Annotated in this window: 23 protein-coding genes; 9 read left to right on the plus strand and 14 right to left on the minus strand. The window is 58.5% G+C overall.

Annotation, left to right across the window (positions count from 1 at the left end; all coding sequences use genetic code 11):
- Positions 1 to 21: 21 nt before the first annotated feature.
- The 3 genes from QKD99_RS03405 to QKD99_RS03415 are packed head-to-tail and all read right to left on the minus strand — an operon-like array spanning position 22 to position 2,614.
- On the minus strand, positions 22 to 942 hold the full coding sequence (locus QKD99_RS03405; protein ID WP_347950714.1) for a DUF5926 family protein: 921 nt from the start codon (positions 940 to 942) through the stop codon (positions 22 to 24).
- 20 nt (positions 943 to 962) lie between these two features.
- On the minus strand, positions 963 to 1,667 hold the full coding sequence (locus tag QKD99_RS03410) for a glycerophosphodiester phosphodiesterase family protein (protein ID WP_239278628.1): 705 nt from the start codon (positions 1,665 to 1,667) through the stop codon (positions 963 to 965).
- Positions 1,667 to 2,614: an L-lactate dehydrogenase gene (locus QKD99_RS03415; protein WP_225746279.1), complete on the minus strand. Its 948-nt coding sequence runs from the start codon at positions 2,612 to 2,614 to the stop codon at positions 1,667 to 1,669. Before QKD99_RS03415 ends, QKD99_RS03410 begins: the two co-directional genes overlap by 1 nt.
- 87 nt (positions 2,615 to 2,701) lie before the next feature.
- On the opposite strand from QKD99_RS03415, the gene QKD99_RS03420 reads away from it, so the two are divergent.
- Complete coding sequence (locus tag QKD99_RS03420) at positions 2,702 to 4,444, plus strand: alpha/beta-hydrolase family protein (RefSeq protein WP_239278629.1); 1,743 nt, start codon at positions 2,702 to 2,704, stop codon at positions 4,442 to 4,444.
- Here QKD99_RS03420 and msrA read toward each other — a convergent pair.
- The gene (msrA, locus tag QKD99_RS03425; RefSeq protein ID WP_269954039.1) at positions 4,441 to 5,088 is read right to left on the minus strand and encodes a peptide-methionine (S)-S-oxide reductase MsrA; all 648 of its coding nucleotides are present in this window, start codon (positions 5,086 to 5,088) and stop codon (positions 4,441 to 4,443) included. The two genes, QKD99_RS03420 and msrA, sit on opposite strands and share 4 nt — an antisense overlap.
- A gap of 164 nt (positions 5,089 to 5,252) precedes the next feature.
- On the opposite strand from msrA, the gene QKD99_RS03430 reads away from it, so the two are divergent.
- Positions 5,253 to 5,855: a superoxide dismutase gene (locus QKD99_RS03430; RefSeq protein ID WP_005325362.1), complete on the plus strand. Its 603-nt coding sequence runs from the start codon at positions 5,253 to 5,255 to the stop codon at positions 5,853 to 5,855.
- Between the two features lie 42 nt (positions 5,856 to 5,897).
- Here the strand turns inward: QKD99_RS03430 and QKD99_RS03435 are convergent, their stop codons facing one another.
- A complete protein-coding gene (locus QKD99_RS03435) occupies positions 5,898 to 6,752 on the minus strand; it encodes a LysR family transcriptional regulator (RefSeq protein ID WP_198492212.1) in 855 nt (284 codons plus the stop codon).
- A 71-nt stretch (positions 6,753 to 6,823) separates the two neighbouring features.
- Between QKD99_RS03435 and QKD99_RS03440 the strand changes: the two genes are divergently transcribed.
- Entirely contained in the window at positions 6,824 to 7,975 is a 1,152-nt protein-coding gene (locus QKD99_RS03440) for an MFS transporter (RefSeq protein ID WP_347950715.1), read from the plus strand.
- A gap of 10 nt (positions 7,976 to 7,985) precedes the next feature.
- On the plus strand, positions 7,986 to 9,284 hold the full coding sequence (locus QKD99_RS03445; protein ID WP_347950716.1) for a copper oxidase: 1,299 nt from the start codon (positions 7,986 to 7,988) through the stop codon (positions 9,282 to 9,284).
- Here QKD99_RS03445 and QKD99_RS03450 read toward each other — a convergent pair.
- Entirely contained in the window at positions 9,271 to 10,704 is a 1,434-nt protein-coding gene (locus QKD99_RS03450; protein WP_284815017.1) for a TM0106 family RecB-like putative nuclease, read from the minus strand. The two genes, QKD99_RS03445 and QKD99_RS03450, sit on opposite strands and share 14 nt — an antisense overlap.
- 69 nt (positions 10,705 to 10,773) lie before the next feature.
- Between QKD99_RS03450 and QKD99_RS03455 the strand changes: the two genes are divergently transcribed.
- Positions 10,774 to 11,406 carry a DUF6474 family protein gene (locus QKD99_RS03455; protein ID WP_284767268.1) on the plus strand — a complete coding sequence of 211 codons (633 nt, stop codon included), beginning with the start codon at positions 10,774 to 10,776 and terminating at the stop codon, positions 11,404 to 11,406.
- A gap of 201 nt (positions 11,407 to 11,607) precedes the next feature.
- Entirely contained in the window at positions 11,608 to 11,904 is a 297-nt protein-coding gene (locus QKD99_RS03460; RefSeq protein WP_347950717.1) for an Lsr2 family protein, read from the plus strand.
- Here QKD99_RS03460 and QKD99_RS03465 read toward each other — a convergent pair.
- On the minus strand, positions 11,901 to 12,539 hold the full coding sequence (locus tag QKD99_RS03465; protein WP_284767266.1) for a response regulator transcription factor: 639 nt from the start codon (positions 12,537 to 12,539) through the stop codon (positions 11,901 to 11,903). The two genes, QKD99_RS03460 and QKD99_RS03465, sit on opposite strands and share 4 nt — an antisense overlap.
- A 37-nt stretch (positions 12,540 to 12,576) precedes the next feature.
- On the minus strand, positions 12,577 to 13,740 hold the full coding sequence (locus QKD99_RS03470; protein WP_284769253.1) for a sensor histidine kinase: 1,164 nt from the start codon (positions 13,738 to 13,740) through the stop codon (positions 12,577 to 12,579).
- On the opposite strand from QKD99_RS03470, the gene QKD99_RS03475 reads away from it, so the two are divergent.
- Positions 13,739 to 14,275 carry a DUF2020 domain-containing protein gene (locus tag QKD99_RS03475; protein ID WP_347950718.1) on the plus strand — a complete coding sequence of 179 codons (537 nt, stop codon included), beginning with the start codon at positions 13,739 to 13,741 and terminating at the stop codon, positions 14,273 to 14,275. The two genes, QKD99_RS03470 and QKD99_RS03475, sit on opposite strands and share 2 nt — an antisense overlap.
- On the opposite strand, the gene QKD99_RS03480 is transcribed toward QKD99_RS03475, so the two are convergent.
- Together QKD99_RS03480 and QKD99_RS03485 are read right to left on the minus strand one after the other, a co-directional pair.
- Positions 14,272 to 14,424, minus strand: coding sequence for a hypothetical protein (locus QKD99_RS03480; protein ID WP_239278639.1), 153 nt, complete (start codon positions 14,422 to 14,424; stop codon positions 14,272 to 14,274). The two genes, QKD99_RS03475 and QKD99_RS03480, sit on opposite strands and share 4 nt — an antisense overlap.
- Positions 14,424 to 15,086 (minus strand): class E sortase, encoded by a 663-nt coding sequence (locus QKD99_RS03485; RefSeq protein ID WP_347950719.1) that lies wholly within the window; start codon positions 15,084 to 15,086, stop codon positions 14,424 to 14,426. Before QKD99_RS03485 ends, QKD99_RS03480 begins: the two co-directional genes overlap by 1 nt.
- Positions 15,087 to 15,119: 33 nt before the next feature.
- Between QKD99_RS03485 and yidC the strand changes: the two genes are divergently transcribed.
- Positions 15,120 to 16,064 (plus strand): membrane protein insertase YidC, encoded by a 945-nt coding sequence (yidC, locus tag QKD99_RS03490; RefSeq protein WP_347950720.1) that lies wholly within the window; start codon positions 15,120 to 15,122, stop codon positions 16,062 to 16,064.
- Here yidC and QKD99_RS03495 read toward each other — a convergent pair.
- The 4 genes from QKD99_RS03495 to QKD99_RS03510 form a co-directional block, all read right to left on the minus strand.
- On the minus strand, positions 16,021 to 16,629 hold the full coding sequence (locus tag QKD99_RS03495; protein WP_005327015.1) for a TetR/AcrR family transcriptional regulator: 609 nt from the start codon (positions 16,627 to 16,629) through the stop codon (positions 16,021 to 16,023). The two genes, yidC and QKD99_RS03495, sit on opposite strands and share 44 nt — an antisense overlap.
- A 78-nt stretch (positions 16,630 to 16,707) precedes the next feature.
- Positions 16,708 to 16,956, minus strand: a complete 249-nt coding sequence (locus tag QKD99_RS03500; RefSeq protein ID WP_005325340.1) for a GlsB/YeaQ/YmgE family stress response membrane protein — start codon at positions 16,954 to 16,956, stop codon at positions 16,708 to 16,710.
- A gap of 119 nt (positions 16,957 to 17,075) precedes the next feature.
- A complete protein-coding gene (locus QKD99_RS03505) occupies positions 17,076 to 17,975 on the minus strand; it encodes a universal stress protein (protein ID WP_239278643.1) in 900 nt (299 codons plus the stop codon).
- A 41-nt stretch (positions 17,976 to 18,016) separates the two neighbouring features.
- On the minus strand, positions 18,017 to 18,160 hold the full coding sequence (locus tag QKD99_RS03510) for a hypothetical protein (protein WP_005325337.1): 144 nt from the start codon (positions 18,158 to 18,160) through the stop codon (positions 18,017 to 18,019).
- Between QKD99_RS03510 and QKD99_RS03515 the strand changes: the two genes are divergently transcribed.
- The gene (locus QKD99_RS03515) at positions 18,159 to 19,151 is read left to right on the plus strand and encodes a pseudouridine synthase (protein ID WP_347950721.1); all 993 of its coding nucleotides are present in this window, start codon (positions 18,159 to 18,161) and stop codon (positions 19,149 to 19,151) included. The genes QKD99_RS03510 and QKD99_RS03515 overlap by 2 nt on opposite strands.
- The last annotated feature ends 339 nt before the right edge of the window (positions 19,152 to 19,490 follow it).

The raw sequence follows: 19,490 nt of genomic DNA on the forward strand, positions 1-19,490 counted from the left end.
GGGAAGGGCCGTTTCCTGTCTTTAGCGCAAGGTCACCTGGCGGGACTTAATGTTTTCTAGCTGCTTGCGCTCATCGGCGCTCAGCTGAGCATCATTAGAGATTTCTTCCTCCAAGGCCTTGTCCACGCGGGTGAGGTGGTCCTCATAGGAAGTGTGGTCCACCTCTGGATCCAAGTCGAAGACCGGAGCGATGAGACCGTGGGTGCGGAAGACACCGGCGAACTTGGTGCCCTCGCCCAAGTTCAGCTCGCCGCGGGCGGCGACGCGCGCCAGTGCGTTCAGGAATGCGGATTCATCGTCATTCGGGCGGACCCAACGGATGTGGGCCTTGCCGCCGCCGACATTTGCCCAGAAGGCCGCACCGGTGATGTTCTCGCCCACCTGGTGGGACTCGATGACGGAATCATTAGCGGCGCGTAGCGACTGCGCAATCTGCGGGGTGACCTGTGCTCCCTCCGGAATCCACCATTCGAAGTCCTGGTGGACCTGCACATCGAGGGTAGTGGAGGCATCGATAAGCTCCTCCAGCTTCGGCTCCGAACCGTCAGCCGCGGTGGATTCCAGGGTGGCGCCCGGCTCATTATTCTTCACCCAGTTAAGGGCAAAGGCGAGGTCGCGGCCCGGGTTGTGGGTGTGGGACTGCACCTGCAGGCCCACGAAGGCATCGCCGCCAAATTCGGTGTCCCGAATAAGCGCAGCAGAAGCACCCGGCAGGACGGTGGCTACATACACGTTCTTATCGCAGCCTTTAACGTCAAGCTTGGCAAAAGCGGAGGGGACGAACTCCTGCATGGCGACCAGGGAGGCCTCCGCAGCAAGTCCGCCGTAGGGGCGGGGATCCTTTTCCAGGGCAGCGCGCTCCTTGGCGCGGGCAGCGAGCTTTGCCTGGCGGCGGGACATGCCCTCAGGCAGCTGTTCCTTGTTCTTTTTCTTCTTGGCCATGCCTCCAAGATACCTGCTTACTAGAGCTCAATGGCATGTAGGGCCACTTCGGGTTGGTTGGTAGCGAGCATATCTACCCCGTTAGCCCACGCCCACTTCATGTCCTCCGGCTTGTCTACGGTCCACAAGTAGGTAGGCAATCCCTGCGCGCCGATAATTGCCGGCTGCAGCTTCGCGCGCAGCAACGATACGCCGAGCGCGGTGGGCTTGGACAGCATTACATCGGGACGGTTGACATGGCGCTCCCAATCGCGACGAAGATAAATCCGGTCCATGTGCGGCGCCAAATTCTGCATGCGGCGGATGGCGTGGTGGGAAAAGGAAATGACGTGGATCCGGGGGTCATCGAAAAGCCCCGCATAACGCAAGCGCAACACCGTTTGCTCCTCCAGGATGTCACCCTGCCCGGAGGGGTGCTTGGTCTCGATATAAAGGTGGTGCGGTGTGCCCTGAAGTAGTTCCAAGAGTTCATCGAGAAGCATCATGCGCTGGCCCGAACCGATGTCAACGCCGCGCAATTCTTCCCAGTCCATCTTGGAGATGCGGCCGGGGCGCCCCGCGGTGCGGTCCAACGTGGGATCATGCTGAACCACTACTTTTCCATCGCGCGTCAAGCGCACATCGCACTCGACGCCGTGAATTGGCAAATCTAAGGCTTTTTCAAAAGCTAGAGGGGACAGCTCCGGATATTTTCCGGAGTATCCCCTATGAGCGACAATCTTCACTAGCCGAAGAACTCTTCCTTGATGTCATTCAGGGTCTTGGCAGAAGCATCGAAACGCTCCTTTTCGTGCTCATTGAGCTGCAGCTCAATCGCGCGCACGATGCCGGAGCGGTTGATGATGGCAGCGGTACCGATGTAGAGATCCTCTACACCGTACTCCCCCTGCAGGTAAGCAGATACTGGCAGCGCCACGTCCTGGTTCTGGATGACGGCGGCGGTGATACGGGCCAGGCCCATGCCGATACCGAAGGAAGTGGAGCCCTTAGCGTCAATGATGGAGTAGGCGGCATCGCGGGTGTCTTCGAAGATCTTCTCGATGCGCTCTGCATACTCCGGATCCGTATCCAGCTTCTTGGACATCGGGACACCTGCGATATTCGCGGTGGAGATGGCTGGCAGCTCGGAATCGCCGTGCTCGCCCACGATGTAGGCGTGAACGGACTTCGGTGCAACATCTTCCAGCTCGCCCAGCATGTAGCGGAAACGAGCGGAGTCCAGCACGGTGCCGGAGCCGATGACGCGCTTGTGGTCCAGGCCGGAAGCCTTCCATACAGCGTAGGTCAGGATATCCACTGGGTTGGAGGCAACCAGGAAGATGCCATCGAAGTCATTCGCCATGACATCGGAGACGATGCTGTTCATGATCTTGACGTTCTTGCCCACCAGGTCCAGGCGGGTCTCACCCGGCTTCTGTGCGGCACCGGCGCAAATGACGACCATATCGGCGTCTGCGCAATCGGCGTAGGTGCCCTTGGTGACGCGGGTGCGGGTCGGGGCCCAGACAACACCGTGGTTGAGGTCCATGACGTTGCCTTCTAGCTTCTTTTCATCGATGTCGATGATTGCCAGGTGGTCAACGATGCTTTGGTTGATGAGAGCGAAGGCGTAAGCGACTCCCACATCGCCGGCGCCGATGAGGACTACTTTGTTTCCAACATGATTTGCCATGACCCCATTGTGCAACTTTGTGGAGATTTTTGCACGGGCTAAATCTCACACTGAAATTCCCACCGAAATCTGGGACAATCGGACATTATGAAACGCGCTCTCCGCCGCGCTGCACTAATCGCTCTTGGCGTAGCCGCGGATCTCACGCCCATCGTCCGTATGACCAGCCGGCAAACCTTACCGCCCAATATGTCGGCTGGAATTTTGGGTGCGGAATTAGCTACGTGGGCGGCTGTTTCGCCCTCCTTACTTCCCCGCCCGTGGTGGGTGACCGCTGCCAACGTGGCAATCGGGCAGGGCATTGGGCATCTAGGTGCGGCGTCAACAAGCTTCGTGCTCAATAGCATTGGCAAGCGCCCGCAGGACCGCCTCGGACCACAACATCGACAAATTATGCACCTTGCTATTGGCGCCGGGACTGCATTTAATGCCGTGCTTTCGCTGCGCAACCAGAAGAAGCAGGCGGAGTTGGTCAATAAGCAGCTCGTGCGCGGTCCCGCCACGGCGGCCATCGGCTTGGCCGCGGGCACCGCGGGCTACGGCACTCTCCTACTCATCGGGGAGGCCACGCAGCTTGCCGTCACTAAACTGTCACGCCAGCTAGGCCGGTGGGTGCCTGCACTCGTTGCTTGGCCGGTGGTTACCGCAGGACTGAGCCTCACGGCGTTTGCACTTTCTGACCGCGTGGTCTTTCGACGCTGGCTACGCTCGCTATCGCACCAAGCGCAGCGAATAAATAAGCAGATTTTCCCTGGCACCTCCATGCCCTGGGAGCCGGAGCGCTCCGGCAGCCCGTGGTCGCTCGAGCCGTGGTCGGCATTGGGACAACAGGGACGCCGCTTTGTCTCCAACGGCCCCCGAGCCCGCGATATCCGCACAGTGACGGGAACCGATGCAAAGGAACCCATCCGTATCTACGCCGGATACATACCAGGGCGCTCCTTCCAGCAATCCGCGGAAAAGATCCGCGCCGAACTCGAACGCACCGGTGCCCTGCGGCGCGAAACTATCGTCATCCAAATGCCTGCCGGCTCGGGATGGATCAATAACTGGGGTGCGTGCTCCTATGAGTTTTTGACCGGCGGTGATTGCGTCACCGTCACCATGCAATATTCCTACCTGCCTTCGGTTTTTTCCTACCTCGTGGATAAGAATGCACCGAAGCAAGCGGCCCGTGAATTGATTCGGGTGGTACAAGAAGAAATAGATAGGCTGCCTAAAGAAAACCGCCCGCGGCTTTATTTCGCAGGTGAATCGCTTGGCGCCTACGCCATTATGGATAACTACCATAATGCGGAAGACCTACTTTCCGCGTGCAATGGCGCGGTCTTTTCTGGGCCTCCGCGCATGACGCACTTTACCCAGCGCCTGCGCCGGGATATTGGTTCCCTAGAACGCCTGCCCGTTATCGATGGCGGCAAGCATGTGCGCTACGCGGCGGCCCCTGACCATACGCTGCACGACGCCTTTGGCAATGACTACGCCCATACCTGGCGCCGCCCCCGCATGCTCATTGCCCAGCACGCTTCCGACGCCATCGTGTGGTGGGATCTCAACCTTCTCGTGCGCAGGCCCACCTGGATTCATGAACCGCAGCCGGAAGCGCTGCACGCGGATACCTTCCGGCAGCTGCATTGGGTTCCGTTCATTACCTGGTGGCAAATTGGCTTGGACCAGATCAATTCCCTCAACGTCCCTGGCGGGCACGGACACAACTATTTTGAGGAAATGCTCTGGTATTGGGATGAGGTCTTAGGATCCCAATCCCGCCAATCGCTCACGCCGAAGCTGGCCAAAAAGATCGCCCGCTTTATCCGGCGCGACGCTTAGTCGCATTTCACCCCAGTACTGTGGTGCGGGCAGTACCCATTAGGCACCTTATATAAGTACTGCTGATGCTCATCCTCAGCCAGGTAGTACTCCCCAGAATCAGTTTCGGAGAGGAGTTTGACCTCCGTGGTGGTATCCCCGAATCCGAATTCCTTGAGTTTCTTCGCATAGGAATCCACGATGCCCTGGATTTCTGCGCGCTCTTCCTCCGTGCGTGGGTAGAAAGCAGAGCGGTATTGCGTTCCTACATCGTTGCCCTGGCGGAAGCCCTGCGTGGGATCGTGGGCTTCTAGAGCTTGTACGACAAGATCGCGCAGGCTGATGCGCTGCGGGTCATAGACCACCTCCACCGCCTCGGCATGGTTGGTTAGCCCACGGCACACCTCGTAGTACGTGGGATTTGGGGTGGTGCCGCCCGCATAGCCCACCGAGGTGGATTCCACGCCTTCGGTCTCCCAAAACATCTTCTCCGCACCCCAGAAACATCCCAACGCGATAAGAATGGAGCGCTGCCCGTCCTTCCACGGCCCGGTAATCGGTGTTCCTAAAACGGCGTGCGGGGCGGGGTCCACGATTGGCTCCGCTCGTCCCGGCAGAGCATCGTCTGCAGCAACAAGTTTGGGCTCCGACTTAAACATCCACATAAGGTATAGCTCCTTCCTTATTCCTTCTTCCCAACGTTGTACTGCGAAAAGCTATTCCGCGGCCAGTTAATATTCGCGCTAGTTCCACAATTCGAATTAATCATGGCGAAATCTTTCCACCGTGCCTATCATCGGGACACGTACCCGAAGAAAGGATTTAACAAATGGCTGTTTACGAACTTCCTGACCTCCCATACGCATTCGACGCACTGGAGCCACACATCTCCGCAGAGATCATGGAGCTCCACCACGATAAGCACCACGCAACCTACGTTGCTGGCGCTAACGCTGCACTCGAGGCACTCGAGGAAGAGCGCAACGGTGAGGCTAACCCGGATCGCATCCGCGCCCTCTCCAAGAACTTGGCGTTTAACTTGGGTGGCCACACCAACCACTCCATCTTCTGGAAGAACCTGTCCCCGAACGGTGGCGGCGAGCCAACCGGCGAGCTGGCAGAGGCCATCAACCGCGACTTCGGCTCCTTTGAGAAGTTCAAGGCTCACTTCTCCGCTGCTGCTACCTCCCTGCAGGGCTCCGGCTGGGCCGTTCTGGGCTACGACCACATTGCTGGCCGCCTCATCATCGAGCAGCTGACTGACCAGCAGGGTAATACCTCCATCAACTTCACCCCGCTGCTGATGCTGGATATGTGGGAGCACGCTTTCTACCTGCAGTACAAGAACGTTAAGGCTGACTACGTTAAGGCCGTATGGAACGTCTTCAACTGGGATGACGTTGCTGAGCGTTTCGCTGCAGCCACCAAGTAACTCCTTTTAGTTACTTCGGCCGCCCCTTCGGGGCGGCTTTTTCTATGCCCGGATAAATTCCCGGAATTGCTGCACTGGGGGCGCATCGTCCCCGGCGCGCCACACTAAACCGAGCTCGCGGTACGCTGGCGGCGTAAGGGGGATCAGGCTCCCCACCTGTAGATACGGATCATCCAGCGGCAAAAGCGCCACCCCGAGTCCTGCCGCTACCAGCCCCGCAACGGTAGTAAGTTCCATCGATTCGAAGACGAGGTGGGGACTAAAGCCAGCGTCGTCTGCAAGGGCATCGAGAAGCATGCGCGTGCCATAGCCTGGGAGCATGCCGATGAACGGGTCTGCAGCGAATTCCGCTAGTCTCACCTCCCGCCGGTTCGCCGCCCAGTGGTCTTCTGGCACAGCAAGGCCTAGTCGCTGCACCTTAATCTGGTGCCAGCCCAGTGCTGCATCAGGCCGTGGGCCCACGAGGGCAAGGTCGGATTCGCCGTTTTCCACCCTGCTCACCAGCTCCTGCGCCGCGCCTTGATGCAGACGAATATCTACGTGCGGGTGCTGCGCGCGATAGCTCTTGAGCAGGTCCGGAACTAGCCAGGTGCCCAGCGAGTGCATGAAATCTAGGCGCACGGTGCCGCGTTCTGGATCCATGAGGCGGGCAACATCGTCCCGCCCTACCTGGTAGGCGCGGAGCATTTCCCGCCCAGCCGCAGCGAAGGCCCGCCCGCGCGAATTCACGTGCAGGGTGCGCCCAGTGCGCTCGAAAAGGCGGGCGCCAAGACTAGCTTCTACGCGCTGTACCCGGCGGGTCAGCGCGGATTGGGAGATTCCCAGTTCATCGGCCGCAGCACCCACGCGACCTTGATCCACCACGGCGAGGAAGCCGCGGACATCCTCCACATTCATGCATGCTCCGCATCGTTTAGTGTATTTTTCCACATTTTACACATGCTGCATGTCCGGGCAGGCTAAATGATATGACTCGAACGCGGCGCGCAACGGTAGCCATGCTCCTTGTAGGCTTGGCTATATTCTCCAGCCTGTATTCCACCCAAGCCATTCTTCCGACGCTGGTACACAACATGGGCCTTTCTTCCACTGAAGCGGCCATGACCGTATCGGCCGCCACGGGCGCGCTGGCCCTATGCGTGGTGCCCGCATCGATTCTCTCCGAGCGTTTCGGCCGCGGACGTATTCTGCTCATTTCGGCCGTTGCCGCGACCGGCGTGGGGCTCATTGTGCCCCTCGCCCAGGAGGGGTGGCAGCTCATCGTGGTACGCGGCCTGCAGGGTGCGCTGCTGTCCGGCGCCCCCGCCACGGCAATGGCATGGCTTTCTGAAGAACTCGATGACAAAGCCCTGCCGCGGGCTATGGGCCTATACATTGCAGGCACCTCCGTCGGTGGCCTTACCGGCCGCCTCATTCCCACCGGACTGGTGGAGATTTCCACGTGGCGCTGGGCGCTCTTCGGCTCGGCGCTGGTCTCACTCGCCTTTGCCATTACATCGTGGCTGCTGCTTCCTACCCAATGCAATTTCCGGCCTAAATCCATCCATCTCAAGACCGAAAGCAGGGCACTTTTGAGCCATTGGGCAAACCGGGATTTGGCCTTGCTCTTTCTCACCGCATTCCTGTCCATGGGCACGTTCGTCTCCATGTATAACTTCTTAACCTTCCGGCTTATCGATGATTTTGGGCTGACCCCTTCGCTAGCCGGCTTGGCCTTCCTGTTCTACCTTTCTGGCACTTGGTCCTCGGCTCGGGCTGGAGCGCTAGTGGCGCGGATCGGCCACGGGAAGACCCTGTGCGGCTCGGCTGCACTTTTTACTGTGGGCATCGCCTTCTGTGCCGGTAACCTTCCGCTGACGCTTCTCGGCATGATCGCCTTTACCGTGGGCTTTTTCGCCGTACACTCCACCGCCTCCGGGTGGGTGGGCCAGATTGCCACCCACGACCGCGCGGAGGCTTCCTCGATGTATGTGTTCTGCTATTACTTTGGCTCTTCTGTGGTGGGCGCGTGTGCCGGGCTGCTTTTCGACGCCCTGTCGTGGCCCCTCTTCATTGCCTTTTTCACCGCCGTAGCCCTCGCCCTTACTGCGCTGACTTGGACCAAGATTAAATCCGACTAAAATCGGTTTTATGCCTGAGAATAAGTGGTCGGCGCGGACATGGCACCGCAAGGCCTCCCGTCCCGTCTCCCTATGGATGATGGTTTTCATCCTCGTGGGTGCAACGCATACCTTGGTCCCGAACTACCGGTGGGTACTCATCCACCTCTTCACCCTCGGACTGGTAAGCAATAGCATCATCGTGTGGTCCCAGCACCTCACAGAGAAATTCACCCAACAGCGCCTCCCCGAGTCTGCCCGCCCTACCCAATTAGCCCGCATCTACGGCCTCAATGCCGGAATCATCCTCGTGTTAATCGGCCAAATCCTCATGGAGTTCTGGTCCCAACACTGGATTGTCACCCAGGTGGGCGCCACGCTCATTGCACTGATAATGCTCTGGCATGCGGTATCGCTCTTCCAGCAATGGCGCGGTGCCAAAGATAAGCGCTTCCGCCCCGTAGTGGGCGCCTATGTACTTTCCGCCCTGTGCCTGCCGGTGGGTGCCATCTTTGGCGGGCTGCTGGCCGTCTATCCCGGCCATCCCACGCTGCTACTCGCCCATATCGCCGCCAATATCGGCGGATTCATCGGCTTGGCCGCGGCCGGTTCTCTCACCATCCTTTTCCCCTCCATCTGGCGGACCCAAGGTATTAATCGCCACATGCAATCCTCCTTTGCGCTGCTCGCAGTCGGTGTGGTTGCCACGATCGTGGGCGCTTTCCTCGGCTTCCCCGAGTTGGGTCTTATCGCCTACTGCTGCGGTTGGGCGCTGAGCTTGCAGCAGTGGCTCGCTAATGTGCTGACGGTGGCTAAGGACCCGCGCGATCGCATCACCTTTGCCTCGGTCTCCGTGCTCATGGCCTCTTTATGGCTGGTGCTGTCTTTGGTGTATTACACGGTGCAGCATTTCTTTATGCCCGAGCCGGCGCTGCCCACCCTCGCCTTGCTAGTGGGGTTTGCCGGTCAACTGCTCATCGGCGTGATGAGCTACCTCTTGCCCAGCACCATGGGCGGCGGCCCCGCTGCCGTCCGGGCGGGCTTGCAGCAACTGGACAAACTCGGCCTCCTGCGCGCCACCTTTGTCAACGGCGGGCTGCTCATCTGGATCGGCACCGATATTTCCCTGCTTAAGGTGGTGGCCTCCCTCCTGTGCATCCTGTCCCTGGCAGTCTACCCCGTGCTCATCTCCCGGGCAGTCAAGGCCCAGAAGCAGGTCTTGATGAAGAAGGCGGAGGGTCCGGATCCGAAGCCCGGGCCAGAATGGAACCAGGTCTATGCGGGCATAGCGATCCTCGCGGTCATCTACGCCCTATTTACAGCGCTGTAGTACCCGGCGCGCCGGCATCCATCCACTCGCGGACCGCGCGGGTGGCCTGGACGTCGCCGGAGTTATAGTCCAGCAAGCGCTGCCGCGCCACGAGGTCACCAGCTAGCGCCTCGCGGCGCGCGTTCACGGATTCTTCGCCGTCGAAGTCTTCTTCTGGCCAGGTAAAACCCGCTTCTGGAGCGACTACCTTTAGGCCTAGGCCGAAGGGACCGGCGAAGGATCTTTTGACGTGGGCGAACATATCCACCCACTCCGGTGAGGAGATAAACTCTTCTACTTCCCGCTCATCCACCTCGCGGAAACGCTGCGCGGACATGCGCATCCAATGGTTCTCACCGTGGGACGAGTAGCAATATGCAGCAAATGTTTTGCCCTCCGCATGTGCCTTAGCACGCACATCCATCAACCAGCGCCAGAACGCCGCAAAGTTCTCTGCCTCGGCGCGCCCGCCCAACGGATCCCACGTAACAAATGGGACATAGTTGCCGTCGTGCCAGGCTCCCCATAGGTACGCGCCCTGGTCCAGGTAAGCTTCCATGTCCACGTCTACCTCCACGTCCGCACGCGGAACGTGCACGTCGCCGCGGCGCAGCAACACCTCCCCGGCGCGCCAGGCAGAAGCAAGGCGGGAGGGTTCGCCCAGGTCGGCGTCAATAAGCGCCTGCACGGTAGTAATCCCGCGCTCGCGGTAAGGCTTAGCACGATCGCCGGACAGGAAAAGCGAAATATCATCCGCTGCCACCAGCTCCTGCTCGCACAAGGACCAAAAGCGGCAGCTCGCGCACTCCTTAACCCGCACCGGCGCGGTAGGAAGCGGCTGATTCCAGGCGCGTTCCAGATCAAACTTCGCTGTTTCCGTAAAAAATGCCCGGGTGCGGTCCTGCCCGATGGCCCCGCCCCGGCCGGAATCGAGCCCGAGATCCTGCAAAGCACGGGCAGCAAACGCTAAGCGGTAGCCATCTACCGCATGATGGCGCAGCTTATACGGCGCCTCAAGCGGCTCACTCAGGCCCAAGCGATGGGTGGGTACCGCCGGCGTCGTCTTGGTGTCATTCTTACGGGCCACACGGTGATTGGACACGATAATTGGGGTGTACTTATCACCCTCGCGCAGCAGCAAATCTACTCGCACCATCCACTCCGCGGTGGCGAAGACCGCGTTGGTGATGTGCGTATACCCGGAAGCTAAGGCCTCAAGGGTGCGCATGGAGCGCTCCCACTCATCACCTTCCAGATCTATGCGGCGAAACCTGCCAGAGCCCTTGCGGGGAAACATCTGCATGACGGCCTCCGCTGCGGCCGCGTGGCGTTCCGCCCGGGCAATCGAGGCATGGGTACGCGGCATCTCGGGGTGCGCGCGCCGCTGCACTAAGCGGTAGCGGCACCCCACAAGATCCGAAGCAACAACCACATCCTCCACACCGGGTGAGCTTAATAGAACGGCAAGGTAAAGTTGAATCCAGACTCGATCAAACGTGAGGGAAATTTAATGAGCATTCTGAAGAAAGTTAAAAAGGCCCGCCAAGAAGCACGCGCACAGGCAAAGGCCGCCAAAACCCGCGCCAAGGCAGAGGTAAAGGCCCAGTCTAAGGACCGCCGCCGCCAGCAAAAGCTCCTGGCCAAGCAGGAAAAGCACCTCATTAAGTCGGAGGAAAAGGGCCTTAAGAAACGCCGCAAGCACGAGGAGAAGATGGCCAAGAATGAGCTAGCCAAGCTCAAAGCCGGCCGCTTTAACTCCGATAACATCAAGCGCTATGCCGGTGCACTGCGCACCGCCGCACCCCTGCTGCTGCCGCTCCTCTACCGCGGTTACGTGGGCCTGAAGACCGAGGGCGAAAAGCGCAAGGCCGCTAAGGCGGGCGTGAGCTCGGATCAGATGGCTTCCTTCTCCGGCTACGGTGCGCCGCTCAAGGCCCGCACCGCCGGCATCCGCAACTCCCTCGATAACACGGACGTTCCGGCCGGCTTCAAACGCGATGTGCGTGACCGCCTGCAGGAAGTAGACTCCGCCATCGATAATGCCGAGTTCATGACCGAACAGCAGCGTCGCCGCGCTCACAAGACCATTAGCTCGGAAATTGACTCCATTACTGCGGAAATCCAGCAGCGCCTGGCCCAGTAAAAGAGATACACGCCGCCACCGCCTCCTATTCGGTGGTGGCGTTTAATTATTTTCTATAAAGATCCGGGATTTTCGGGAAAAGTATTTTCGGCCAGAAAAAGTTGCTGATAATCTTCTCACCGCCCTACCCCTTTAACACCGTTTATGCTCTCTGTACTTGGTGCAATTTTTAAAATTGGAGGAAATACGTCCCGCCGTGAAGTGACCCAATTTTACGACGACTTGGACCACACCCTAATCCCTGAAGACCAGCTAGAAGTCGTTCGCTTCAGCGTAAACGGTCAAAATTACCTTATCGATCTCTCCACGGATAACGCGCGGCATTTCCATAATCTGCTCGCCCCCTACGTGGACGCCGCCCGCATAGCCCCCGCGCTCGATGCCCAGCGGGCAAGCCCCAGCCACATCCGCGAATGGGCCCACACCCAAGGCCTGCCAATGGCGCACCGCGGAAAGATCCCGCAGGACGTTATCGAGGCGTATAACGCCGCTAATTAAAGCACGCCCTGCTCGCGCGCTGCCGCCACAGCAGAGGTGCGCGAGCGCACGCCCAATTTGTCATAAATGTGCACAAGGTGGGACTTTACCGTGGCCTCAGACAGCATGAGGTCCTGGCCAATCTGCCGGTTCGACGCCCCCGCTGCTACCAGCTGCAAGACCTCGAGCTCACGCGGCGTGAGCGAGGTGCGTGGCGTACGCACGCGAGTCATCAGCCTATCGGCCACGATGGGAGATAGCGCCGAATCACCCTCCGCAGTCGAGCGCACTGCGGCAAGCAGCTCCTGCGGAGGAGCATCCTTGAGCAAATACCCCACGGCACCGGCTTCGATCGCGCCGAGGATATCCGCATCAGTGTCATAGTTAGTAACCACGAGGACCTTGGGCGGGGTGACCATCGCGGAGCGAATCTGCGCGGTTGCCTCCGCGCCGCCCATAACGCGGGTCCCTTCCACACCCGCGCCGAAACGCAGGTCCATCAAAATGACATCGATGCCGCCCGCCTGCGCTGCCGACACCGCAGCTTCGGCCGTAGCGACCTCCCCTACGACGTCGATATCCTCTGCGCCCTCGAGCACGGACCGCAGGCCTAGCCGGACGATTTCGTGGTCATCTGCCAATAGGACCCGAATCACGACATTCCTCCTATCGATGTCATTGTCAACCAAAAGTTTAATCTACCCGGTTGCCTAAGGGCATACTAGCTGACACGGCAGTGCCCTCCCCCGGCGCGGATTCAATAATGACCTCCCCACCTAGCTCTTGTGCGCGGCGCCTAATTGCGGCCAGCCCAATATGCCCCAGTCCAGCCGGGGTACTTTCCACCGCGGCCGGATCAAAGCCCTTGCCGTTATCCACCACATCCAGGCGCACCTCATCGCCCTCATAGGTCACCGTGATCCGGGCGCGGCTTGCCTCTGCATGCTTGACGACGTTCCCCACAGCGCCCTGCGCAATCCGCAGCAGCGCCGCTTCTATCTTCATGGGCAGCTGCTGTACCTCTCCTTCGGATTCCACCTCGACGTGGATATCTCCGGTAGTGCCGAAATTTTCCGCCATACGGGTCAACGCGGCCTCAAGGGATGCCTCATTGAGCGTCGGCGGCTGCAAAGCGGCAATCATTGCCCGTGCTTCGTGCAAGTTATCCGCGGCCGTCCTGCGGGCCAGCTCGATGCGCTCTCGCGCTTTGCTCGCGTCCTGCTTATCCAGATCACGGTCCGCCGAATGCAGGAGCATTTGAATGGAAGACAGTCCCTGGGCAAGGGTGTCATGAATCTCGTGCGCAATGCGCTGACGTTCAGCCACCATGCCGGCATCGCGCTCCGTGGCTGCCAGCTGCGAACGGGTTTCAATCAACTCTTTATTCATCCGCGACAGCGACCGGAAGGCGTAGGTGATCGCTATCGTCACCAGCGCCGAAACCGCCGGCCCCATGACACCGCCAAACGTCAGACCCTGCGGAATCTGCACCACCACGGTGATGATCGAGGCAACGATGACGCACGCGATGCCCGCCGCCATGTCCAGCACCGTGAGGTACAAAAAGAACATGGCGAAGACCAAATAGATTGCTGCCGGTGCTACGAACAGGTCCGCCACCCACAGCACCGAGAGAATGCACAGCCACAGGTAGCGCACAGGCCGGGCCCAATATTCCCCGTAGACCGAGCCTGCGAAGTACACGGCCGCAAAGCCCACCAAAAGCAGCAGGTTGATGATCGCTTGCGAAAGCGGCATCCGCGCGGAGGTAAAAATGCCCACCACCAGCAGGCCAGCGGTCAGGATATGGATGCCGGTGCGCAACGCATCGGTATCCCGGTCTATTGTGGAGCTCATGCGCAAAAGCCTACTTCCCCTACTCGCCTTAGCTACTTTTGGGATCGCCGGCTGCGATTCATCCGCACCCACCCCTGCGCCCACCACCACGGTCACTCCGGAGGCTTCAAAAGCACCGGAGGTTAACGTCGCCCAAACCGCGGAAGTCAATGACTGGAGCGATTGCCCCTACATCGGCCCCGGCTGGCTCGAAGAAACCAACGGTCAGCGCCTGACCAAGCAGGGCATCGACACGCGCTTTCCCACCCCGGCCTGCGTCTTTTGGTCCTACCAGGACGAGCCACAGGCCACAGTCATCGTGCGCGATATGCCCACGGTCGACGACGCCCGCGCCGCAGTGGATTGGGCCGCGCCTATCGACGCCACCGAACCCGCCTCCTTCGACGGCTGGGAAGGCGGCCGGGGCGTGGTCAATGAGCACGCCGTGTATGCCGTCCAGAAGGACACGCACGCGGTGCTGGTGTGGAGCAACCAGCAACAAACCGTTAAGTCAGAGCAAATCGCCCACGAAGCGATTGCCAATTTGGGCCTTTAAACCGCGACGTCGTTATACGGCATCATCGGCGACAGCCACGGGAATACAACCTCCATAAGTAGGAAGAAGACTCCCACCGCAATAGAAATAGCCAAGATGACCTTCACCGGCGTCGGCCCCGGCAAGAGATTCCACAAAGCGCGATACATTACTTCTCCTCTTTTTCTACTTCCATAGCGTGCACAATCATGCGCTCCGCGTTGGAAAACTGCGGGTGACACGTGGTCAAGGTCAAGATCTCGCGGCTCGGTTCGGCGTCCGACTCCGGCACGGGGTTGGTCACCGAGACGTCGCCAGGCGTCGTAATATGCCGGCCAGCTACGTGCGAATACTCCGGCGGAATTCCATGGAAACAGTCCACCTGCTCGCCATCAATGGGCAATACGCGATAGGTAATTCGCTCCTTCTGCGTCTCCACCACGATGTCATCGCAGGTCTCTAGCTTGCCCAAGTCATTAAAGGGAGCCCCCTTGCCCACGCGGTGGCCCGCAACCGCAAAATTGCCCATCTCTCCCGGCATCTGGGAATCCACGTAGCGGCCCGGGCCGCGCAGCAGGTCATCTTCATTGGTGCCCTCAATAATGGCAAAGCGGTAGTCAGAACCGAACGTGGGAATGTACAGCTGCGCGAAAGCCTCACCCAACTCCGGCTCCAACTTCTGCCGCGGATTGCGCCATTGCTCGTCGAGGTGGGCGCTCGCCTCCTCCTGCAGCTGACCGGATTCTACATTTGTCCAATAGGCTTCATAGAATGCAAAGAGTAAAAGAACCACGCCAATGGTTAGCATGAGTTCCCCAAGAACTTTAGTCATGCCTTAGACCATACTGCCCATGAAAGGTTAAGCATGTACGAAGTCTTCATGTACCCAGTTTCCGGAATCATGAAATTCTGGCACTGGCTCATCAGCAGCTTCGTCGGTGAATCTACGGCCTGGCTGATTTCCATCATCCTGCTGGTTATCACCGTGCGCGGCGTCGTTGTTCCCTTGAACTGGATATCCGTACGCTCCGCCCGCATAGGCGCACTCATCCGCCCGGAGAATAACCGCATCAAAAAGCAGATGAATAACGCCACCACCACCGAGGAAATGGCGGAGCTCATGCAAGAGGAGAAGAACCTCATGAAGAGCTATAACTACAACCCCGCAGCGGGTTGTGTTCCCCCGCTCATCATGATTCCGGCCTTCATCGGCCTTTATCAAGTGCTCCTGCGCATGTCCAATATTGAGAGCGGCTCCACCACCGTGGGTATGTTGAATGCCTCCGACGTCTCGGCCTTCCGCGAAACCACCTTCTACGGCGCTCCGCTGACGGATTTCGCCCGCGAGCACGGCGACCTCATCAATCCCATCCTCATTGCCGCCATCGCCTTTACCATGGCTAATTCCGTCATTTCCCTCGTGCGCAGCTTCCGCACCACTCAATTTGATCAGAAGGTCAACCGCCGCGTCTTCATACTCATGGCCTTTTTGCTGCTGGTAATCCCTTTCTTCCTGTGGCACCTAGCCCAAACCGGACCTATCCCAGTGGCCATCATCCTTTACTGGGGCTGCGCCTATCTCTTCATGCTGATCCAAACCGCTATCTTTGAGATCATTTTGCACCGCGACTACCCACTTTCCGAGGATGTCCACGCTATGCGCCGCGAAAGCATTCGCCGCTGGCGCAAGCGCGAAAAAGAACCCGCCCTCTCCAAGGAGGAGAAGAAGCGGGTCAGCCAGCTACGTATGGAGGCCCGAAAGTACCTTAAATCGAATAATCAGCAGGGGGAGCAGAAAGCATCTGAGTAGCCAGGTCGCGGGCCGTCTGCAGCGGCCCAATCTCCTTGGTAAGCCGAGCCCCCGCACGGCCGCCATCCAAGAAAATCAACAGCTGGCTCGCCTGCGAGGACGATGGGTAACCATTGCGCTCTGTTAGCAAGGCCGTCAGAGTGGAATGCACCCAATTGCGGTGTTCAACGCAGGCAGCCACGATACCGTGTTCCGCCTCGGTTTCTGGGCGCGGATACTCTCCGGCCGCATTCAAGAAGTGCGAGCCGCGGAATTCCTGCGTGGGTTCTTCCTCGATCGCCTTATCAAAAAAGGCCAGGATCTTTTGATCCGGATCCGTCATCTCCGCGGTGCGCTGCTCCCAGTCTTGGCGGAACTTCTCATCTAAAGCTTCTACATAAGCGATAACGAGCGCATCTTTGGAACCAAATAAAGAGTACAAAGAAGCTTTAGCCACATCCGCCTCGCGCAGGATGCGGTCGATTCCGATGACACGAATGCCTTCGGTGGTAAAAAGCTTGGTCGCCGATTCCAGCAGCCGGCTGCGCGGGCTGGGCCGATTACGGCGCGACTTCTTCTCTGCCATGGGTTCCTCTCTAAAACGACAAAGCCGGTTCATCTATACTTTATAGACAAACCGGTTTGTACGCGAATTAAATTCGGGCTACTTCTTAATGAGCCCCACGATCCACAACAGGATACAAGCACCACCCGTAGCGGCAATCAAGGAGAAGATCCATCCACCTTCCTCAATGTTCAGGAAGTGGATAATCATGCCACCGATGATGCCACCCAGCACACCAACAATAAGGTTGGTCAGCAGGCCGTGGTCGCGCTTCATAATCTTCTCAGCCAGCCAGCCGGCAATGATACCAATAACAATCGAACTAAAGAGCCCCAGACCCAAATTCATGCAATCCTCCTAAATTAGCGGGTATACCTTAGCGTACACGAGCGCACACTACCTAAGGCGACCCCACACAACAAGAGCGCTCCGCCCTTGTGGGCGAAGCGCTCTATGAACAGTAGCTTTTAGCTTTCCTCATCCGGACGGACAACCATCATCGGGCACGGTGCGGACTGCAGCAGTGCGCGAGATGTCGAGCCCAAAAGCATACCTTTAAAGCCGCCGCGGCCGTGCGAACCTACAACCAATAGCTGCGCGCCTTCTGCAGCCTCGGTCAAAGCGTTTACGGGACGATCACGGGTAATGAGCTTCTTTACCTCAACCTCTGGGTATTCCTCACGCGGCTCCTTCAGATTTTCAGTCAGAAGCTCGCTCTGCTCCTTTTCAATATCAGCCCACTCGGACTGGGCGGCAGAAAGACCCGCCAAGGAAGCCTGCACCTGCATATCCATCCAAGTATGCACGGCGATCAAAGCAGCACCGCGGGCTTGTGCCTCACGGAAAGCGTAAGCCGTGGCCTTCTGCGAAACCTCGGAACCATCCACGCCGACGACGACAGGGCCGTACTTGGTGGAGTCCGTAACATGATTATCCTCGCGAACGACGACCACCGGGCAAGAGGCGTGGGACACAACCGAAGCGGAGACAGAACCCATCACCATACCGGATAGGCCACCCATGCCGCGGGAGCCCATAACGATCATGGTGACATCGTGCGACATTTCTAGCAGCATGTCGATCGGGGAGCCCTCGGCCACTGTGTGACCAATCTTCAGCTCTGGGGCTACTTCATGAGCGATGGCGCGGGCTTCCTCGATCTTCTCGAGGGTCTCGGCCTGCAAATCGTCGAAAAGCTCCTTTGGCGGAACCATGCCCTCTGCGTACAGGAACTGTGGCATGGTGTAGCTAGATGCGATTCGCAGTGGAATCTCGCGCTTCATAGCCGTATTTGCGGCCCAACGTACTGCATTCTTCGATGCATCCGAGCCGTCAACGGCAACGACTACAATGTCTTCCTTAGCCATGATGTGTCCTTTCGGTGGTTATACCTTAATTGTAGTACGGATTAGGCTTGAGGGTTGACGGTTGCAGCCTCGGAATTCGACGGGAACATAACGGTGTACACAAACTCTAGGACGGTGCGAATTACGGCACCAATACCTTCAGAGAAAAAGGCAACAACCGGTTCAATGAGAGAGTTAAAATCCATGGACAAAACATTAATACATCGCCGAAAAGGTTTCACGCCTTTGCCGATTAAAGACGGCTTGAATCCAACCCGCGTGCGCACCTCCGAGGCAGGCATAACGGCCTGGGATTTTCTTAGTGCAGTAATTTCGGCACAACGCCATCGACACCCCGACGACGACGCCTCGGCGCTCCAGGCGCGTTTCGACTCTGGCGAGGTTGTACTACGCAATCAAACCAAGCTCCGACCGGACTCGATATTGAGCCAGGACGAGGACGTCTTTTTCTATCGCATGCCGGCGCCCGAAACACCGGTGCCTTACGACGTCCCCATCCTCTTTGAAGATGAGCATATTCTCGTCGCCGATAAGCCGCCGTTTATGGCAACCATGCCACGCGCACGCCACATCGTACAGACCGCTACAGTCCAGCTCCGACGAATGACAGGAAACGACGAGCTCGCCCCGGCGCACCGCCTAGACAGGCTTACCTCTGGCATTTTGTTATTCACCAAACATCGCGATGTTCGCGGCGCCTACCAAACCCTCTTTGCGGAAAAGCAGGTACAAAAGACCTATCAGGCGATCGCCGAATACCGCCGCTTTCCGACGCCCCTACAGTGGGCCTCCCACCTCACTAAGACCCCCGGCGAAATCCAGGGCCGCGTAGGCGATGGCAGCCCCAACGCGTTTACTACTCTGGCTGCAGTAGAACTAATAGATAACGCGCCGTATGAAAAAATCCACGGTGTCCTGCCGCAATTAGGCAAATACACACTCAAACCCACCACGGGCAAGACCCATCAATTGCGTCTCCACATGTGGCAGGCTGGTATACCAATCTTGGGTGATCCTGTCTATCCAGAAATCTTCCCTGAAGACGCGGAGGATATGCGGATCCCAATGCACCTCACAGCAACGCACATCGAATTCACTGACCCGCTCAGCGGGAAATACCGGGAGTTTGAGTCCGCCCTTCCCCTCTACACGCACCGCTTAATCGATCACACGTAGCCGTCATATTATTTATTGTGTAGCCCGTGAAACTGTCACGTGGCGAAAAATAGAACCAAGACAGACGCTTTATACGATTGGATAAGTGGAAGTCACCGAGGCATTCCTTATCCTTAGATCCCCAGGAATAAGCACAGCTGGGTGCGGGGACACAACAAGTTGCGAGTCCTGAAGTGTTCTCTTGGGGCGTCTCATGCCTATAAACTTCAGCGACGAGGAGAAACGGCGGCATGCAGCTCGCCAGGAGTTCCGTCCAGCAACGACGGCTTCCGTAAAACGTGAAAAATGGGAAGAGGACGGTGGTTGTCCGTCCTCTTCCCTTTGAATATTGAGTTGTTG

It is taken from the genome of Corynebacterium sp. c3Ub_189 (assembly GCF_039907195.1).
In the GTDB taxonomy this organism is placed as follows: domain Bacteria; phylum Actinomycetota; class Actinomycetes; order Mycobacteriales; family Mycobacteriaceae; genus Corynebacterium.

Bases quoted from the DNA above. Each gene is read 5' to 3' on its own strand.
- QKD99_RS03405 (WP_347950714.1), bottom strand. From the start codon at position 942: ATGGCCAAGAAGAAAAAGAACAAGGAACAGCTGCCTGAGGGCATGTCC.
- QKD99_RS03415 (WP_225746279.1), bottom strand. From the start codon at position 2,614: ATGGCAAATCATGTTGGAAACAAAGTAGTCCTCATCGGCGCCGGCGAT.
- QKD99_RS03420 (WP_239278629.1), top strand. From the start codon at position 2,702: ATGAAACGCGCTCTCCGCCGCGCTGCACTAATCGCTCTTGGCGTAGCC.
- msrA (WP_269954039.1), bottom strand. From the start codon at position 5,088: ATGTGGATGTTTAAGTCGGAGCCCAAACTTGTTGCTGCAGACGATGCT.
- QKD99_RS03430 (WP_005325362.1), top strand. From the start codon at position 5,253: ATGGCTGTTTACGAACTTCCTGACCTCCCATACGCATTCGACGCACTG.
- QKD99_RS03435 (WP_198492212.1), bottom strand. From the start codon at position 6,752: ATGAATGTGGAGGATGTCCGCGGCTTCCTCGCCGTGGTGGATCAAGGT.
- QKD99_RS03440 (WP_347950715.1), top strand. From the start codon at position 6,824: ATGACTCGAACGCGGCGCGCAACGGTAGCCATGCTCCTTGTAGGCTTG.
- QKD99_RS03445 (WP_347950716.1), top strand. From the start codon at position 7,986: ATGCCTGAGAATAAGTGGTCGGCGCGGACATGGCACCGCAAGGCCTCC.
- QKD99_RS03455 (WP_284767268.1), top strand. From the start codon at position 10,774: ATGAGCATTCTGAAGAAAGTTAAAAAGGCCCGCCAAGAAGCACGCGCA.
- QKD99_RS03475 (WP_347950718.1), top strand. From the start codon at position 13,739: ATGCGCAAAAGCCTACTTCCCCTACTCGCCTTAGCTACTTTTGGGATC.
- QKD99_RS03470 (WP_284769253.1), bottom strand. From the start codon at position 13,740: ATGAGCTCCACAATAGACCGGGATACCGATGCGTTGCGCACCGGCATC.
- QKD99_RS03480 (WP_239278639.1), bottom strand. From the start codon at position 14,424: ATGTATCGCGCTTTGTGGAATCTCTTGCCGGGGCCGACGCCGGTGAAG.
- QKD99_RS03485 (WP_347950719.1), bottom strand. From the start codon at position 15,086: ATGACTAAAGTTCTTGGGGAACTCATGCTAACCATTGGCGTGGTTCTT.
- yidC (WP_347950720.1), top strand. From the start codon at position 15,120: ATGTACGAAGTCTTCATGTACCCAGTTTCCGGAATCATGAAATTCTGG.
- QKD99_RS03495 (WP_005327015.1), bottom strand. From the start codon at position 16,629: ATGGCAGAGAAGAAGTCGCGCCGTAATCGGCCCAGCCCGCGCAGCCGG.
- QKD99_RS03500 (WP_005325340.1), bottom strand. From the start codon at position 16,956: ATGAATTTGGGTCTGGGGCTCTTTAGTTCGATTGTTATTGGTATCATT.
- QKD99_RS03505 (WP_239278643.1), bottom strand. From the start codon at position 17,975: ATGGCTAAGGAAGACATTGTAGTCGTTGCCGTTGACGGCTCGGATGCA.
- QKD99_RS03515 (WP_347950721.1), top strand. From the start codon at position 18,159: ATGGACAAAACATTAATACATCGCCGAAAAGGTTTCACGCCTTTGCCG.
- QKD99_RS03510 (WP_005325337.1), bottom strand. From the start codon at position 18,160: ATGGATTTTAACTCTCTCATTGAACCGGTTGTTGCCTTTTTCTCTGAA.